This window comes from Chryseobacterium sp. HMWF035 (assembly GCF_003094695.1).
GTDB lineage: Bacteria > Bacteroidota > Bacteroidia > Flavobacteriales > Weeksellaceae > Chryseobacterium > Chryseobacterium gambrini.
This window is the reverse complement of sequence record NZ_QEHP01000131.1, coordinates 20,127-33,390: the sequence shown is the minus strand read 5'-3', so window position 1 is coordinate 33,390 and position 13,264 is coordinate 20,127. Positions and strand designations below refer to the sequence as shown.

Genomic DNA, 13,264 nt, shown 5'->3' with positions numbered 1-13,264 from the left:
ACATTATAATATTAAAGTTAATAATCTCTGCTAACCTAAATTTTATATAATCATATTTCTTTATATTCGCATATTGGATAATATTCAGATTAATATCTTCCCAAGAATAATAAATAGCTTTCGTATTTCCCAATCCATTATGAGAATAATATTTCGTTAGGGATGCATAAATATCACTTTTATTATAATAGTAATCCTCTAATTTTCCATATTCCTCATCTCCTAATATATCACTATTTATATCAAAAGTCTTAGATAAATTAAAAATAATGTAATTATGATTACTATCTGTTGGTTTTTTATTTTTATCTACAGGTATTGCTATTAAATATAAGTAGCTAGCAGAATTTGTTTGTTTATTTATTTTCCCATAATCTTTGTCTAATTCTACAAATCGAAATTCAACACCAACACTTTTACCATTTCTATGTTTATTATATAAAGTTTCAAATGTTGATACCGGAATTTCATAAGTAATACAATATTTCGGATCATTATTAAAGATCATGTTTAGCATTCCATTTTCCGCTTGATAAATAAAAGCACCAGCTAAATAGGCATCAATTTCCTCTGCATCACCACTTAAAGGATGAATACCTTGGAAATCATTTATTGGTATTAACTTATTTCCCTTTGCCCTTGCTGAATATGTCGTAGTATCCTTAGTTATTTTCACCGTATCCTCAACCATTTTTTTTGAAAAATCAGTTTTTGTTTTGGCTCCTGATTGTACATCTTGTTTTGTGTTTTTTTCACAGCTTATAATAAATAAACATATTATTACTCTTAATAAATGTTTTATAAAATTTGTTCTCATAATTTCTCAGTTTTTAAAATGGTTAAATTTATTAATAGCCTCCACTTTGTTATTGACGTGGAGTTTTCTGTAAATGTTTCCGACGTGTTTTTTCACGGTATCGATGCTGATGAATTTTTTATAGGCGATTTCTTTGTAGAGCAGTCCTTGAGATAAAAGTTCAAGTACTTCTTTTTCTCTTTCCGTAAGTTCATCATAGCCTTTTATTTCGGGAAGTTTTCTTTCGAAATGGCTGAGAACTTTTCGGGCAATCGAGAAACTCATGGGAGCACCACCGTTGTAGACATCTCTTATTGAGGAAAGGATCTTATCCATGCTTTCGCCTTTTACAAGGTAGCCCATTGCGCCGGCTTTTAAAGAATTGAAGACTTTTTCATCATCTTCAAAACTGGTACACATAATGAACTGCGTTTGTGGTAATCCCTTCCTAAGCTTTTCAATAATTTCGATACCGAGCATATCCTGTAACTGAATATCCATCATCACGACATCCGGAGAAAGATCAGAAAGATTTTTTAAAGCTTCATTTCCATCAAAAAACTGAGCAACCACTTTCATGTCATCCTGATAATTGATGACTTTCTTCAACGCATTGTTGTAGTTTTTTTCGTCTTCTACTATGGCTATGGAAATGCTCATGTCGGTAATTTTGTTTAAGACAAATTTCAACAGAAATCAAAACAGAATCAATTACCCTTTTGTGTAATTTTAAAAGTTTGAGTTCATAGTTATTTGGTTTAGTTTTTGTTTTTACTAAATTTAGTGAAATTTATTTTACAAACGAAAATATTTAACAATCAATACCTTAAAAAATTAACATCATGAAAAATGTACTTTTCATCGCAGTTTCGGCGATATTTCTGTCGTTGGCCAGCTGTAAAAAAAGTGAAGAAGGGAATAAAAGTGTTCTGAAAACTAATGATTCAGGTCCCATTTTGGCAGATAACGGCAAAGTAGACTCAACGGTAAGCTATAATACAGATATCAACGGAAAGAAAAGTATAAAGACAGATTATGTTTATAAAGCCACTGATGGAAGCCTTGCAAAAGTAGTTTTCAATTATCCGGAAAAAACGATGAGCATAAGAAGCAATAATAAGACTTTCATTTTAAATAAAGTAGAATCCAACGGCAGCGAAACCATCTACGAAAAAATGGATATGAAAGCTACTGTGAAAAAAGACAGTTTGATACTGAATCAGGGCAATAATATTATCCCGCTTGTAAAAACCAAAATCTAAAGCATAAAAAAACCGCTCAGTAATCTGAACGGTTTTTCTTTTTATATCTGATGAATATTATTCTTCAGTTTTTTCTTCCGTAGAATCTGCAGCTTCAGCCGTTGGCTCAGCAGCTTTTTCTTCTACTACAGGAGCTTCAGCTACTACAGCTTCTTTCTTAGCTGTTGCAGATCTTCTGCTTCTTCTTGTCGCTTTTTTCTCTTCCGCATTAGGATTGTAAAGCTCGTTGAAGTCTACCAGTTCGATAAGAGCAGTATCAGCAGCATCACCTGGTCTGAATCCTGTTTTGATGATTCTTGTATAACCACCGTTTCTCTCAGCGATTTTAGGAGCTACAGTTCTGAACAATTCAGCAACTGCTTCTTTATTTTGAAGATATGAAAAAACAATTCTTCTGTTGTGTGTAGTATCTTCTTTTGCTTTTGTTAATAGAGGCTCAACATATACTCTTAAAGCTTTAGCTTTAGCTACAGTAGTGTTGATTCTTTTATGCTCAATTAGAGAACAAGCCATATTAGAAAGCATAGCACTTCTGTGAGAAGCTGTTCTTCCTAAGTGATTGAATTTTTTACCGTGTCTCATTATTAATTATTTATCAGCGTCTAACTTATATTTTGCAACGTCGAAACCGAAGTTAAGACCTTTTGAATGCACTAATTCTTCTAGTTCTGTCAAAGATTTTTTACCAAAATTTCTGAATTTCATCAAATCAGACTTACTGTAAGAAACCAATTCTCCAAGAGTTTCCACTTCAGCCGCTTTCAGACAGTTAAGGGCTCTTACGGAAAGATCCATATCTGCTAATTTAGACTTAAGGAGTTGTCTTGTATGAAGAGTTTCCTCATCATATTGGATAGATGCTTTTACAGCTTCAGTTTCAAGCGTGATTCTCTCATCAGAGAACAGCATGAAGTGATAGATTAATATCTTAGAAGCTTCTGTTAAAGCATTCTGAGGACTGATAGATCCGTCAGTTTCTATATCTAATACAAGTTTTTCGTAGTCTGTTTTTTGCTCTACACGATAATTTTCAATGCTATACTGTACTTTCTTGATTGGCGTGAAAATAGAGTCTATCGCAATAGTACCTACCGGTGCATTGTTTGACTTATTTTGTTCAGAAGGAACATACCCTCTTCCTTTTTCTATATTGAAAGTAATTTCGAAAGTTACATCACTGTTCAGGTTGCAGATCACCAAATCCGGGTTTAGCACCTCAAATCCGTTGACAGACTTCCCTAAATCACCAGCAGTAATAACCGTCTGCCCCGAAACTTTGGCAACAACCTGCTCATTCGATTGGTTTTCTGCCGTAGCTTTTAATCTTACTTGCTTAAGGTTAAGAATAATTTCGGTAACGTCTTCGATTACTCCTGGAATAGTTGAAAATTCGTGCTCTACACCTTCTATTTTGATAGATGAAATAGCATATCCTTCCAGAGAAGAAAGCAACACTCTTCTCAAAGCATTACCGATTGTAAGCCCGAAACCTGGTTCTAGTGGTCTGAATTCAAACTGACCTCTAAATTCATCAGAGTTAAGTAAAATTACTTTATCGGGTTTTATGAATTGTAAAATTGCCATATTATTGGGTTGAGCAAAAATTTGATTAAAAAATTATTTAGAGTAAAGTTCGACGATAAGCTGTTCCTTGATGTCTTCCGGAATTTGGATTCTCTCAGGAGCCGAAACGAAAGTACCTTCTTTCTTCTCATCGTTGAATTGTAACCACTCATAATTTGCTTTAGAAGCTAATGCGTTTGTAACCACTTCAAGAGACTTAGACTTTTCTCTTACCGCAATTACATCACCTGCTTTTAGCAAATAAGATGGAATATTTACCAGCTCTCCGTTCACAGTAATGTGTCTGTGAGAAACAAGCTGTCTAGCAGCAGATCTTGTTTTAGCAAAACCTAATCTGTATACTACGTTATCCAATCTGGATTCGCAAAGTTGTAATAGAACTTCACCTGTTACCCCTTTACTTCTGTGTGCTTTGTCGAATAAGTTAGCAAACTGTCTTTCTAAAATACCGTAAGTATATTTAGCTTTTTGCTTTTCAGCTAACTGAACTGCGTATTCAGATTTTTTAGCACCTCTTCTTTTGTTAGGACCGTGTTGTCCTGGCGGTTGGTTTTTTCTTTTCTCGAAGTTTTTGTCATCTCCGTAGATTGCAGCACCAAACTTTCTAGCAATCTTAGTTTTAGGTCCAATATATCTTGCCATAATGGGTAAATTCTAAAAATTAAACTCTTCTTCTTTTTGGTGGTCTACATCCATTGTGCGGCATAGGAGTCACATCAATGATTTCGCTAACTTCAATTCCTGAATTGTGGATGGATCTGATAGCAGATTCTCTACCTGCTCCCGGACCTTTCACAAACACCTTTACTCTTCTTAATCCAGCTTCGTGAGCTACAGCAGAGCAATTTTCAGCTGCCATCTGAGCAGCAAATGGAGTATTCTTTTTAGAACCTCTGAAACCCATTTTACCGGCAGAAGCCCAAGAGATAACCTCTCCGTTTTTATTTGTTAAAGAAATGATGATGTTATTGAAAGAAGCCTGAATATGAGCTTCACCAATAGCTTCAACTTTTACTTTTCTTTTCTTAACTACTTTAGTTTGTTTTGCCATAATTCCTAACGATTATTTACTAGCTTTTTTCTTGTTAGCAACAGTTTTTCTCTTTCCTTTACGGGTTCTAGAGTTGTTTTTCGTTCTCTGGCCTCTTAAAGGTAATCCAAGTCTGTGACGTATTCCTCGTTGGCATCCTATGTCCATTAATCTCTTAATGTTCAATTGCACTTCAGATCTTAATTCTCCTTCTACTTTTACGTTTTCAGAGATGTATGTTCTGATTGCAGCCAATTCATCGTCATTCCATTCGTTGACTTTCTTGTCTTCGCTGATACCGGCAGCTTTAAGGATTTCTGAAGCAGTGCTTCTTCCCACCCCGTAGATGTAAGTTAAACCGATAACGCCTCTTTTGTTTTTTGGTAAATCAATACCTGAAATTCTCGCCATAATTTAATTTTAGCCTTGTCTTTGTTTAAATTTTGGGTTCTTTTTGTTGATTACGAATAGTACACCTTTTCTGCGTACGATTTTGCAATCAGCGCTTCTTTTTTTAATTGATGCTCTTACTTTCATTTTGATAGTATTTATTTTTTAACAATAGCCAAATGGAACACACGCTCCATTTGGCAGATTGTTTTTAATATCTAAATGTAATTCTCCCTTTCGTTAAATCATAGGGAGACATTTCTAATTTCACCTTATCACCAGGTAAAAGTTTAATATAATGCATTCGCATTTTACCAGAAATATGAGCGATGAGAACATGCCCATTTTCAAGCTCTACACGGAACTGAGCGTTCGAAAGTGCTTCCGTAATAACGCCGTCTTGTTCAATATGTTTTTGTTTCGCCATAAATTAATATCCAGTCGTTCTTGATAATTTAGACTGCATTAACCCATCATAGTGATGGTTCAGCAGATAAGTATTAATCTGTTGAACGGTATCTAAAATTACTCCAACCATAATCAATAGTGATGTTCCCCCGAAAAATAGGGCGAACGCATCTGTCTGAACAAAGGTTCCATGCACAATTGCTGGAAGGATTGCAAAGATAGACAAAAATATTGCACCTGGCAAGGTAATTTTTGATAAAATATCATCTAAATAATCAGCCGTCTCTTTTCCCGGTCTTACTTTCGGTACTAAACCTCCGTTTCTCTTCAAATCATCAGCCATCTGGTTCACCGGAATTGTAATTGCAGTATAGAAAAACGAGAAGATAATAATTAATAGTGCGAACAATACGTTGTACTGCCAGCTAAAAACATTCTTGAAACCTGCAAGAAAAGTATTGGACTCATCTACTTTCGTTAATAAACCCGGTACGAACATCAATGCCTGAGCAAAGATAATCGGCATTACACCGGCAGCATTAACTTTCAATGGAATCCACTGTCTCGCTCCCTGCATAAGATTTCTGTTTACACCTCCTCTTGCCTGAGCTCTGCTTACGTACTGGATCGGGATTTTTCTTACAGCAACAGATAATACTACTGCTAAAAGAACTACCAACATCCAGAAAATTACTTCAATAAGGATCATAATAGACCCCATTCCTCCTTTTCCGTTCTGCACTGCCATTTCCTGAACGAATGCTTCCGGTAATCTTGAAAGAATCCCCACCATAATAAGGATAGAGATACCGTTCCCGATACCTTTGTCGGTGATTTTTTCACCTAACCACATTGCGAATACTGAACCGGCAACCAAAATAACAATACTTGGCAACCAGAACATGATAGAATTTGGCTCTACATAATATGCAGATGAGAACTGAGCATACGGTAAAAACAACTGAGTGATCGATGTTAAATAAGAAGGCGCCTGTACAAGACAAACCCCGATTGTTAACCATCTTGTGATCTGGTTCAAAGTATTTCTACCAGACTCTCCATCTTTCTGAAGCTTCTGAAGATAAGGAATAGCCATTCCCATCAACTGAACAATAATAGAAGCAGAAATATAAGGCATGATACCTAACGCCATTACGGAAGCGTGGCTGAAAGCTCCCCCCGTAAACGACGAAAGCAAGCCAAGGAGACCTGCTCCTTGCTTGTTACCGCCTTGATTTTTATAATGCTCTAAGAGATCTCCTACTTCCGCAAGGTTAATTGCAGGTAATGAGATATAAGATGCGAATCTATACACAAGGATAATTCCTAAAGTAAAGATAATTTTATCTCTAAGTTCTTTAAGACTCCAAATATTTTTGAGGGTTTGTATAAATTCTTTCATTAGTGATTATTATAAGGTAATTGCTTTTCCACCTGCCTTAGTGATAAGCTCTTCAGCAGATTTAGTGAATTTGTCAGCAGAGATTGAAACCGCAGATTTCAATTCTCCTCTACCCATAATTTTCACTAATTCGTTTTTAGTAATTAAACCATTCTCAATCATTACTTCTCTTGTAATATCTCCAGTGATAGATTTATTTTCAATTAAAGTCTGGATTGTATCCAGGTTAATTCCTCTAAACTCTTTTCTGTTTACGTTTTTGAATCCGAATTTCGGTAATCTTCTTTGTAAAGGCATCTGACCTCCTTCAAAACCGATCTTCTGAGAATAACCAGCTCTTGCTTTCTGTCCTTTATGCCCTTTTGTAGAAGTACCTCCTTTTCCACTACCTTGTCCTCTACCAATTCTTTTTGAATTGAAAGTAGATCCTGCAGCTGGCTTTATGTTGTTTAAATTCATTTTAAAATTATTTTAAAAATTATTTTTGAACTTCAAGTAAGTGACTAACTGCAGCTATCATTCCTAAGATAGAAGGAGTAGCTTCGTGTTCTACAACTTGGTGAAGTTTCTTAAATCCTAATGCTTCAAGCGTTCTCTTTTGGGTTTTTGTTCTTCCAATAGCGCTTCTTACTTGCTTTACTTTGATTGTTGCCATTGTTTTATATATTAACCGTTAAACACTTTACTTAGAGAAACTCCTCTCATTCTAGCGATTTCTTCAGGTCTTCTGATATCCAATAACGCTTTGAAAGTAGCTTTCACCACGTTGTGGGGGTTAGAAGATCCTTTAGATTTTGAAAGGATATCGTGAATACCAGCAGACTCCAATACCGCTCTTACCGCACCTCCTGCGATAAGTCCTGTACCATGAGAAGCAGGTCTTAAGAAGATATCTGCACCTCCGTATCTAGCAGTAGTCTGGTGAGGAATTGTGTGGTTCATTACAGGAACTTTCACAAGGTTTTTCTTAGCGTCTTCCACTGCCTTAGCAATTGCAGAAGCAACCTCTTTAGATTTTCCTAATCCGTAACCGATAACTCCATCTTCGTTACCTACAACTACGATAGCAGAGAATCCGAAAGCTCTACCTCCTTTAGTTACTTTTGTTACTCTGTTAACAGCTACGAGACGATCTTTAAGTTCTAATCCTCCCGGTTTTACTCTTTCTATATTATCTAGTCCTAACATATTTTCCGAAATTTAATGATTAGAATTTAAGTCCACCTTCTCTCGCACCATCAGCTAGAGCTTTAATTCTCCCGTGATATACGAATCCGTTTCTATCAAATACAATATTTTCGATTCCTGCAGCGATAGCTTTGGCAGCGATAGCCTTACCTACAGCAGCAGAAACTTCAGTCTTAGTTCCGTTAGCGTCAACTCCTTTCTCTCTTGAAGAAGCAGAAGCTAAAGTTTTTCCACTGTTATCGTCGATTAACTGAGCGTAAATTTCCTTATTACTTTTGTATACAGATAATCTTGGCAATTCAGAAGATCCGGAGATTTTTCCTCTTACTCTTCTTTTGATTCTTATTCTTTTTTCTACTTTACTTAATGCCATAATACTTATAATTTATTAAGCAGATTTACCAGCTTTACGTCTAACAATTTCTCCTACGAATCTTACCCCTTTACCTTTGTATGGTTCAGGCTTTCTGAAAGAACGGATCTTTGCAGCTACCATCCCTAGAAGTTGGTTGTCGTGAGACGTTAAAGTAATAATTGGATTTTTACCTTTTTCAGTCAATGTATCTACTTTTACTTCGCTTGGAAGTTCCAATACGATACCGTGAGAGAATCCTAAAGCTAACTCAAGTTTTTGACCTGCGTGAGAAGCTCTGTATCCTACCCCTACTAATTCCAGTTTCTTTTCGAAACCTGTGTTTACACCAACAATCATGTTGTTGATTAACGCTCTGTATAAACCGTGAAGCGCTTTGTGTTGTTTAGCATCAGATGGTCTGTTTACATTCAGTTCTCCATCTTTCTGTTCTATAGTAATTCCTGCTGTAAGTTCCTGAGAAAGTTCTCCTTTAGGACCTTTTACAGTTACCACACCATCTTTTTCAGTGATAGTAACTCCTGCTGGAACTGTTATAATTGCTTTACCAATTCTTGACATTTTCCTGTGATTAAAAATTAATAAACATAGCAGATTACTTCACCGCCTACTTTTTCTTCTCTAGCTTTCTTGTCAGTCATTACTCCTTTAGAAGTAGAGATGATAGAAATACCCAAACCGTTTAGTACTCTTGGAAGTTCAGTAGAACCTTTGTACTGTCTCAAACCTGGTCTAGAAGCTCTTTGGATAGACTTAATAGCTGGTTTGTTGGTTTGTTTGTCGTACTTTAAAGCGATTTTGATCGTACCCTGAACAGCGCTATCTTCAAACTTGTAGTTTAAGATATACCCCTGATCGAATAAGATCTTAGTAATCTCCTTTTTGATTTTCGATGCAGGAATTTCCACCACTTTGTGGCCTGCGCTTTGTGCGTTCCTTACTCTTGTTAGGAAATCTGAAATTGGATCTGTTACCATTTTTCTTTTATAAATTATTGGTTAAAGAACAATCAGTATTGTAAGGACTTGAAGAGTAAAATATCAGACCTCAGAAATCTTGGTCTGATATTTTTATCTTTAGTATCCAGACAACTTAATTGTCCCGATTTTTAATTAGTAATTATTACCAACTAGCTTTTTTAACTCCCGGGATAAGACCGTTATTAGCCATTTCTCTGAAAGTTACTCTGGAAATACCGAACGTTCTCATGTATCCTCTTGGTCTACCTGTTAGTTTACATCTGTTGTGTAATCTTACAGGAGAAGCATTTTTAGGCAATTTTTGAAGTCCTTCGTAATCACCAGCTTCTTTAAGAGCCTGTCTTTTAGCAGCGTATTTAGCAACTAGTGCTTCTCTTTTGCGCTCACGCGCTTTCATTGATTCTTTAGCCATTTCTTAGTTCTTTTTAAATGGTAAACCGAAGTGAGTTAATAATGCTTTCGCTTCTTTATCTGTTTTCGCAGTAGTAACGAAAGTGATGTCCATCCCCTGGATTTTTTTCACTTTGTCGATTACGATCTCAGGGAAGATGATCTGCTCAGTGATCCCTAAGTTGTAGTTACCTCTACCGTCGAAACCATCAGCCTTGATTCCAGAGAAATCTCTGATTCTTGGCAATGCAGAAGAAGTTAATCTGTCTAAGAACTCATACATTTTGTTAGCTCTTAGTGTAACTTTAGCACCTACAGGCATTCCTTTTCTCAATTTGAAAGCAGCTTCGTCTTTCTTAGAGATTGTACCTACAGCCTTCTGACCAGTGATGTTCGTTAATTCTTCAACAGCATAATCGATGATTTTTTTGTCTGCTGTAGCATCTCCTAAACCTTGAGATAAAACAATTTTCTCTAATCTAGGCACCTGCATTACAGACTTGTATCCGAATTCTTCCATCATTGCAGGAACAATCGTTTCTTTATATGCTTTTTTGGGTCTTGCTATATATTCCATGTGTTATTTAAAATTATAAAGTTTCACCCGTTTTTTTGTTGATTCTTACTTTCTTATCTCCTTCGATTTTGTAACCTACTTTGATAGCTTTTCCGTCTTTTCCAACTAAAGCTACGTTTGAGATATGAATAGAAGCTTCTCTTTCAACGATTCCTCCTTGAGGATTTGAAGCTGAAGGCTTAACGTGTTTTTTAACGATATTAAGTCCTGCAACTACTACTCTTGGGTCTCTTCCTTCTTTTTTGATCACTTCAATAACTTCACCAGTACCACCTTTAAGACCTTTCTTACCTGTAGTTACGATGACGTTATCTCCTCTTTTTATTTTTAACTTTGACATTTTTTTTAAAATTTTAAATATTAAAGTACTTCAGGAGCTAATGAAATGATTTTCATATATTCTTTGTCTCTCAGCTCACGAGCAACTGGTCCGAAAACACGGGTTCCTCTCATTTCTCCCGCTGCGTTTAGCAATACACAAGCATTGTCTTCGAATTTGATGTATGAACCATCTTTTCTTCTTACTGCTTTTTTAGTTCTTACTACTACAGCTTTAGATACCTGACCTTTTTTAGCGTTTCCTGATGGTGTAGAATCTTTGATAGTAACAACGATTTTATCACCAACTGAAGCATATCTTCTTCTGGTTCCTCCCAGAACTCTGATAACCAATACTTCTTTAGCACCTGTGTTATCAGCAACTTTTAATCTTGATTCTGTTTGTAACATTATTACTTAGCTTTTTCAATGATTCTTACTAGTCTCCATCTCTTGTTCTTGCTCATAGGTCTAGTTTCTTGGATCAAAACTGTATCACCTTCTGTGCATTCGTTGTTCTCGTCGTGTGCAGTATATTTTTTCGTTTTCAATACGAATTTACCGTACATCGGGTGCTTTACTCTCGTAGTTTCACTAACAACAATAGTTTTTTCCATTTTATTGCTGGAAACCACTCCGATTCTTTCTTTTCTTAAATTTCTATCCATTTTAAAATGAAATTATTGTTTGTTAGTTAACTCAGTGTTTAGTCTAGCGATTGTTTTTCTCAAATCTCTGATTTGGATCGGGTTTTCAATTGGGCTGATTGCATGAGCCAATTTCAATTTAGAATATTGAGCTTTTGCTTCAGTTAATTGAGCTTGAATATCACCCGCGCTTAAATTTTTAATATCAGCTTTTTTCATTGTATTCAAAGATTAAAGAGGTTTAACAAAATCGTTAGCAACTACAAATTTAGTAACAACTGGTAATTTTTGTGCCGCAAGTCTAAGAGCTTCTTTCGCTACTTCGTAAGGAACACCTCCTACTTCGAACATAATTTTACCTGGTTTTACTACAGCTACCCAATATTCCACAGCACCTTTACCTTTACCCATACGTACTTCCGCTGGTTTTTTAGTAATTGGCTTATCCGGGAAGATTTTGATCCATAGTTGACCTTCTCTCTTCATATATCTTGTCGCAGCGATACGAGCAGCTTCAATTTGTCTTGCAGTGATCCAAGCACCTTCTGTCGCCTTGATTCCGAAAGTTCCATAAGCAAGTTGACTACCTCTCTGGGCATTCCCCTTCATTTTCATCTTATGTACTCTACGGAACTTGGTTCTTTTTGGTTGTAACATAATTTCTAAATTTTAGATTTTAGATTTTAGATTTTAGATTTTTTTTATTTTAAAAAAGTAACGGTAATTTAAAATTCAAAATTTCTATCTAAAATTTTTAATTATTATTGTTATTATTGTTATTGTTCTTTCTAGGTCTTCTGTTGTCTCTGTCTCCTCCTCTGTTATCTCTTCTGTCTGACTGACCTCCTTTTTTCTGTTGTCCCACTAATGGAGAAAGTTCTCTTTTACCGTAAACTTCACCTTTCATGATCCAAACTTTTACCCCTAGTTTTCCGTACTGAGTAAGTGCTTCACCGATGTGGTAATCGATATCTGCTCTGAAAGTAGACAATGGAATTCTTCCTTCTTTGAAAGATTCTGATCTTGCCATTTCAGCTCCGTTCAATCTACCAGAGATCTGAACTTTGATACCTTCTGCTCCCATTCTCATTGTACCTGCCATCGCCATTTTAACAGCTCTTCTGTAAGAGATTCTGTTTTCAATCTGCTTAGCAATGCTGTCTGCAACTAATACTGCATCCAGCTCTGGTCTTTTGATTTCGAAGATGTTGATCTGAATATCCTTTTTAGTCAATTTTTTCAACTCTTCTTTCAGTTTATCAACTTCCTGACCTCCTTTACCGATGATAAGTCCCGGTCTAGCAGTAGTAATTGTAACTGTTACTAATTTTAATGTTCTTTCAATATAAATTCTTGAAATCCCACCTTTAGATAATCTAGCTTCAAGGTATCTTCTGATTTTGTAGTCTTCCGCGATTCTGTCTCCATAATCGTTTCCGCCAAACCAGTTAGAATCCCATCCTCTGATGATACCTAATCTGTTACCAATTGGATTTGTCTTCTGTCCCATACCTTGATTTAGTTTTCTTTATTACCTAAGATTAATGTAACGTGGTTAGATCTTTTTCTGATTCTGTACCCTCTACCTTGCGGAGCTGGTCTTAGTCTCTTCAATTGTCTTGCACTATCCACGAATATTTCTTTAACGATAAGGTTTGCTTCCTCGATGTCTGCACCTTCGTTTTTCACTTGCCAGTTAGCAATTGCAGAAAGAAGTAATTTTTCTAATTTGTTAGAAGCTTCTTTCTTAGAATATTTAAGGATATAAAGAGCTTTATCTACTTGCTCTCCTCTAATGATATCAGCAACTAATCTCATTTTTCTCGGAGAAGATGGGCAGTTATTTAATGAAGCTTTTACAACGTCTTTGTTAGCTTCTTTTCTTGCGATTGCGCTATCTTGTTTTCTTGATCCCATGA

At 35.8% G+C, this 13,264-nt stretch carries 26 protein-coding genes; 1 reads left to right on the top strand and 25 read right to left on the bottom strand.

The features are described 5' to 3' along the window. Together DD829_RS20140 and DD829_RS20135 are read right to left on the bottom strand one after the other, a co-directional pair. The coding region (locus DD829_RS20140; protein WP_133240953.1) for a hypothetical protein at positions 1-817 on the bottom strand (817 nt) is incomplete at its 3' end. Positions 818-823: 6 nt separating this feature from the next. Then, positions 824-1,456: a response regulator gene (locus DD829_RS20135; RefSeq protein ID WP_116548095.1), complete on the bottom strand. Its 633-nt coding sequence runs from the start codon at positions 1,454-1,456 to the stop codon at positions 824-826. A 182-nt stretch (positions 1,457-1,638) separates the two neighbouring features. Between DD829_RS20135 and DD829_RS20130 the strand changes: the two genes are divergently transcribed. Further along, complete coding sequence (locus tag DD829_RS20130) at positions 1,639-2,058, top strand: hypothetical protein (protein ID WP_108409410.1); 420 nt, start codon at positions 1,639-1,641, stop codon at positions 2,056-2,058. A gap of 57 nt (positions 2,059-2,115) precedes the next feature. Here DD829_RS20130 and rplQ read toward each other — a convergent pair whose 3' ends face one another. From rplQ to rplV, 23 genes are all read right to left on the bottom strand, one after another. Further along, entirely contained in the window at positions 2,116-2,640 is a 525-nt protein-coding gene (gene rplQ / locus DD829_RS20125) for a 50S ribosomal protein L17 (RefSeq protein ID WP_076391872.1), read from the bottom strand. Positions 2,641-2,646: 6 nt separating this feature from the next. Beyond that, a complete protein-coding gene (locus tag DD829_RS20120; RefSeq protein WP_062162712.1) occupies positions 2,647-3,642 on the bottom strand; it encodes a DNA-directed RNA polymerase subunit alpha in 996 nt (331 codons plus the stop codon). A gap of 33 nt (positions 3,643-3,675) precedes the next feature. Then, positions 3,676-4,284, bottom strand: coding sequence for a 30S ribosomal protein S4 (gene rpsD / locus DD829_RS20115; protein WP_029297746.1), 609 nt, complete (start codon positions 4,282-4,284; stop codon positions 3,676-3,678). Between the two features lie 19 nt (positions 4,285-4,303). Continuing rightward, positions 4,304-4,693: a 30S ribosomal protein S11 gene (gene rpsK, locus DD829_RS20110; RefSeq protein ID WP_002983263.1), complete on the bottom strand. Its 390-nt coding sequence runs from the start codon at positions 4,691-4,693 to the stop codon at positions 4,304-4,306. 12 nt (positions 4,694-4,705) lie between these two features. Then, positions 4,706-5,083 (bottom strand): 30S ribosomal protein S13, encoded by a 378-nt coding sequence (gene rpsM, locus DD829_RS20105; RefSeq protein WP_076391870.1) that lies wholly within the window; start codon positions 5,081-5,083, stop codon positions 4,706-4,708. A gap of 9 nt (positions 5,084-5,092) precedes the next feature. Next, positions 5,093-5,209 carry a 50S ribosomal protein L36 gene (rpmJ, locus tag DD829_RS20100; RefSeq protein WP_007839480.1) on the bottom strand — a complete coding sequence of 39 codons (117 nt, stop codon included), beginning with the start codon at positions 5,207-5,209 and terminating at the stop codon, positions 5,093-5,095. Positions 5,210-5,273: 64 nt separating this feature from the next. Beyond that, the gene (gene infA / locus DD829_RS20095) at positions 5,274-5,489 is read right to left on the bottom strand and encodes a translation initiation factor IF-1 (protein ID WP_055861802.1); all 216 of its coding nucleotides are present in this window, start codon (positions 5,487-5,489) and stop codon (positions 5,274-5,276) included. Between the two features lie 3 nt (positions 5,490-5,492). Further along, positions 5,493-6,872 (bottom strand): preprotein translocase subunit SecY, encoded by a 1,380-nt coding sequence (gene secY / locus DD829_RS20090; RefSeq protein WP_076391868.1) that lies wholly within the window; start codon positions 6,870-6,872, stop codon positions 5,493-5,495. 9 nt (positions 6,873-6,881) lie between these two features. Beyond that, positions 6,882-7,331 carry a 50S ribosomal protein L15 gene (gene rplO / locus DD829_RS20085; protein ID WP_108409411.1) on the bottom strand — a complete coding sequence of 150 codons (450 nt, stop codon included), beginning with the start codon at positions 7,329-7,331 and terminating at the stop codon, positions 6,882-6,884. Positions 7,332-7,350: 19 nt separating this feature from the next. Continuing rightward, complete coding sequence (gene rpmD / locus DD829_RS20080) at positions 7,351-7,527, bottom strand: 50S ribosomal protein L30 (protein ID WP_007839493.1); 177 nt, start codon at positions 7,525-7,527, stop codon at positions 7,351-7,353. 11 nt (positions 7,528-7,538) lie between these two features. Continuing rightward, entirely contained in the window at positions 7,539-8,060 is a 522-nt protein-coding gene (gene rpsE / locus DD829_RS20075; protein WP_047401284.1) for a 30S ribosomal protein S5, read from the bottom strand. A gap of 19 nt (positions 8,061-8,079) precedes the next feature. Next, positions 8,080-8,433, bottom strand: coding sequence for a 50S ribosomal protein L18 (gene rplR, locus DD829_RS20070; RefSeq protein ID WP_076391866.1), 354 nt, complete (start codon positions 8,431-8,433; stop codon positions 8,080-8,082). A gap of 15 nt (positions 8,434-8,448) precedes the next feature. Next, positions 8,449-8,994 carry a 50S ribosomal protein L6 gene (rplF, locus tag DD829_RS20065; RefSeq protein ID WP_076391864.1) on the bottom strand — a complete coding sequence of 182 codons (546 nt, stop codon included), beginning with the start codon at positions 8,992-8,994 and terminating at the stop codon, positions 8,449-8,451. Between the two features lie 17 nt (positions 8,995-9,011). Continuing rightward, the gene (rpsH, locus tag DD829_RS20060) at positions 9,012-9,410 is read right to left on the bottom strand and encodes a 30S ribosomal protein S8 (RefSeq protein WP_029297768.1); all 399 of its coding nucleotides are present in this window, start codon (positions 9,408-9,410) and stop codon (positions 9,012-9,014) included. 145 nt (positions 9,411-9,555) lie between these two features. Next, on the bottom strand, positions 9,556-9,825 hold the full coding sequence (rpsN, locus tag DD829_RS20055) for a 30S ribosomal protein S14 (protein ID WP_029297771.1): 270 nt from the start codon (positions 9,823-9,825) through the stop codon (positions 9,556-9,558). A gap of 3 nt (positions 9,826-9,828) precedes the next feature. Then, positions 9,829-10,380, bottom strand: coding sequence for a 50S ribosomal protein L5 (gene rplE / locus DD829_RS20050; RefSeq protein WP_072883928.1), 552 nt, complete (start codon positions 10,378-10,380; stop codon positions 9,829-9,831). A 13-nt stretch (positions 10,381-10,393) separates the two neighbouring features. After that, positions 10,394-10,720: a 50S ribosomal protein L24 gene (gene rplX, locus DD829_RS20045; RefSeq protein WP_076391862.1), complete on the bottom strand. Its 327-nt coding sequence runs from the start codon at positions 10,718-10,720 to the stop codon at positions 10,394-10,396. A gap of 20 nt (positions 10,721-10,740) precedes the next feature. Continuing rightward, positions 10,741-11,109 carry a 50S ribosomal protein L14 gene (gene rplN, locus DD829_RS20040; RefSeq protein ID WP_007839504.1) on the bottom strand — a complete coding sequence of 123 codons (369 nt, stop codon included), beginning with the start codon at positions 11,107-11,109 and terminating at the stop codon, positions 10,741-10,743. Between the two features lie 2 nt (positions 11,110-11,111). Further along, positions 11,112-11,366 (bottom strand): 30S ribosomal protein S17, encoded by a 255-nt coding sequence (gene rpsQ / locus DD829_RS20035; protein ID WP_076391860.1) that lies wholly within the window; start codon positions 11,364-11,366, stop codon positions 11,112-11,114. Between the two features lie 12 nt (positions 11,367-11,378). Then, the gene (gene rpmC / locus DD829_RS20030) at positions 11,379-11,564 is read right to left on the bottom strand and encodes a 50S ribosomal protein L29 (protein WP_027381309.1); all 186 of its coding nucleotides are present in this window, start codon (positions 11,562-11,564) and stop codon (positions 11,379-11,381) included. Between the two features lie 12 nt (positions 11,565-11,576). Next, entirely contained in the window at positions 11,577-12,002 is a 426-nt protein-coding gene (gene rplP, locus DD829_RS20025) for a 50S ribosomal protein L16 (protein ID WP_047096817.1), read from the bottom strand. A 97-nt stretch (positions 12,003-12,099) separates the two neighbouring features. Then, positions 12,100-12,855, bottom strand: a complete 756-nt coding sequence (gene rpsC, locus DD829_RS20020; protein WP_072883925.1) for a 30S ribosomal protein S3 — start codon at positions 12,853-12,855, stop codon at positions 12,100-12,102. An 8-nt stretch (positions 12,856-12,863) separates the two neighbouring features. Beyond that, positions 12,864-13,262, bottom strand: coding sequence for a 50S ribosomal protein L22 (rplV, locus tag DD829_RS20015; protein ID WP_050020604.1), 399 nt, complete (start codon positions 13,260-13,262; stop codon positions 12,864-12,866). Positions 13,263-13,264 lie beyond the last annotated feature (2 nt).

What these genes read in the sequence shown, in the direction of transcription:
- DD829_RS20135 (WP_116548095.1), bottom strand. Translation starts at nt 1,456, where the DNA reads ATGAGCATTTCCATAGCCATAGTAGAAGACGAAAAAAACTACAACAAT.
- DD829_RS20130 (WP_108409410.1), top strand. Translation starts at nt 1,639, where the DNA reads ATGAAAAATGTACTTTTCATCGCAGTTTCGGCGATATTTCTGTCGTTG.
- rplQ (WP_076391872.1), bottom strand. Translation starts at nt 2,640, where the DNA reads ATGAGACACGGTAAAAAATTCAATCACTTAGGAAGAACAGCTTCTCAC.
- DD829_RS20120 (WP_062162712.1), bottom strand. Translation starts at nt 3,642, where the DNA reads ATGGCAATTTTACAATTCATAAAACCCGATAAAGTAATTTTACTTAAC.
- rpsD (WP_029297746.1), bottom strand. Translation starts at nt 4,284, where the DNA reads ATGGCAAGATATATTGGACCTAAAACTAAGATTGCTAGAAAGTTTGGT.
- rpsK (WP_002983263.1), bottom strand. Translation starts at nt 4,693, where the DNA reads ATGGCAAAACAAACTAAAGTAGTTAAGAAAAGAAAAGTAAAAGTTGAA.
- rpsM (WP_076391870.1), bottom strand. Translation starts at nt 5,083, where the DNA reads ATGGCGAGAATTTCAGGTATTGATTTACCAAAAAACAAAAGAGGCGTT.
- rpmJ (WP_007839480.1), bottom strand. Translation starts at nt 5,209, where the DNA reads ATGAAAGTAAGAGCATCAATTAAAAAAAGAAGCGCTGATTGCAAAATC.
- infA (WP_055861802.1), bottom strand. Translation starts at nt 5,489, where the DNA reads ATGGCGAAACAAAAACATATTGAACAAGACGGCGTTATTACGGAAGCA.
- secY (WP_076391868.1), bottom strand. Translation starts at nt 6,872, where the DNA reads ATGAAAGAATTTATACAAACCCTCAAAAATATTTGGAGTCTTAAAGAA.
- rplO (WP_108409411.1), bottom strand. Translation starts at nt 7,331, where the DNA reads ATGAATTTAAACAACATAAAGCCAGCTGCAGGATCTACTTTCAATTCA.
- rpmD (WP_007839493.1), bottom strand. Translation starts at nt 7,527, where the DNA reads ATGGCAACAATCAAAGTAAAGCAAGTAAGAAGCGCTATTGGAAGAACA.
- rpsE (WP_047401284.1), bottom strand. Translation starts at nt 8,060, where the DNA reads ATGTTAGGACTAGATAATATAGAAAGAGTAAAACCGGGAGGATTAGAA.
- rplR (WP_076391866.1), bottom strand. Translation starts at nt 8,433, where the DNA reads ATGGCATTAAGTAAAGTAGAAAAAAGAATAAGAATCAAAAGAAGAGTA.
- rplF (WP_076391864.1), bottom strand. Translation starts at nt 8,994, where the DNA reads ATGTCAAGAATTGGTAAAGCAATTATAACAGTTCCAGCAGGAGTTACT.
- rpsH (WP_029297768.1), bottom strand. Translation starts at nt 9,410, where the DNA reads ATGGTAACAGATCCAATTTCAGATTTCCTAACAAGAGTAAGGAACGCA.
- rpsN (WP_029297771.1), bottom strand. Translation starts at nt 9,825, where the DNA reads ATGGCTAAAGAATCAATGAAAGCGCGTGAGCGCAAAAGAGAAGCACTA.
- rplE (WP_072883928.1), bottom strand. Translation starts at nt 10,380, where the DNA reads ATGGAATATATAGCAAGACCCAAAAAAGCATATAAAGAAACGATTGTT.
- rplX (WP_076391862.1), bottom strand. Translation starts at nt 10,720, where the DNA reads ATGTCAAAGTTAAAAATAAAAAGAGGAGATAACGTCATCGTAACTACA.
- rplN (WP_007839504.1), bottom strand. Translation starts at nt 11,109, where the DNA reads ATGTTACAAACAGAATCAAGATTAAAAGTTGCTGATAACACAGGTGCT.
- rpsQ (WP_076391860.1), bottom strand. Translation starts at nt 11,366, where the DNA reads ATGGATAGAAATTTAAGAAAAGAAAGAATCGGAGTGGTTTCCAGCAAT.
- rpmC (WP_027381309.1), bottom strand. Translation starts at nt 11,564, where the DNA reads ATGAAAAAAGCTGATATTAAAAATTTAAGCGCGGGTGATATTCAAGCT.
- rplP (WP_047096817.1), bottom strand. Translation starts at nt 12,002, where the DNA reads ATGTTACAACCAAAAAGAACCAAGTTCCGTAGAGTACATAAGATGAAA.
- rpsC (WP_072883925.1), bottom strand. Translation starts at nt 12,855, where the DNA reads ATGGGACAGAAGACAAATCCAATTGGTAACAGATTAGGTATCATCAGA.
- rplV (WP_050020604.1), bottom strand. Translation starts at nt 13,262, where the DNA reads ATGGGATCAAGAAAACAAGATAGCGCAATCGCAAGAAAAGAAGCTAAC.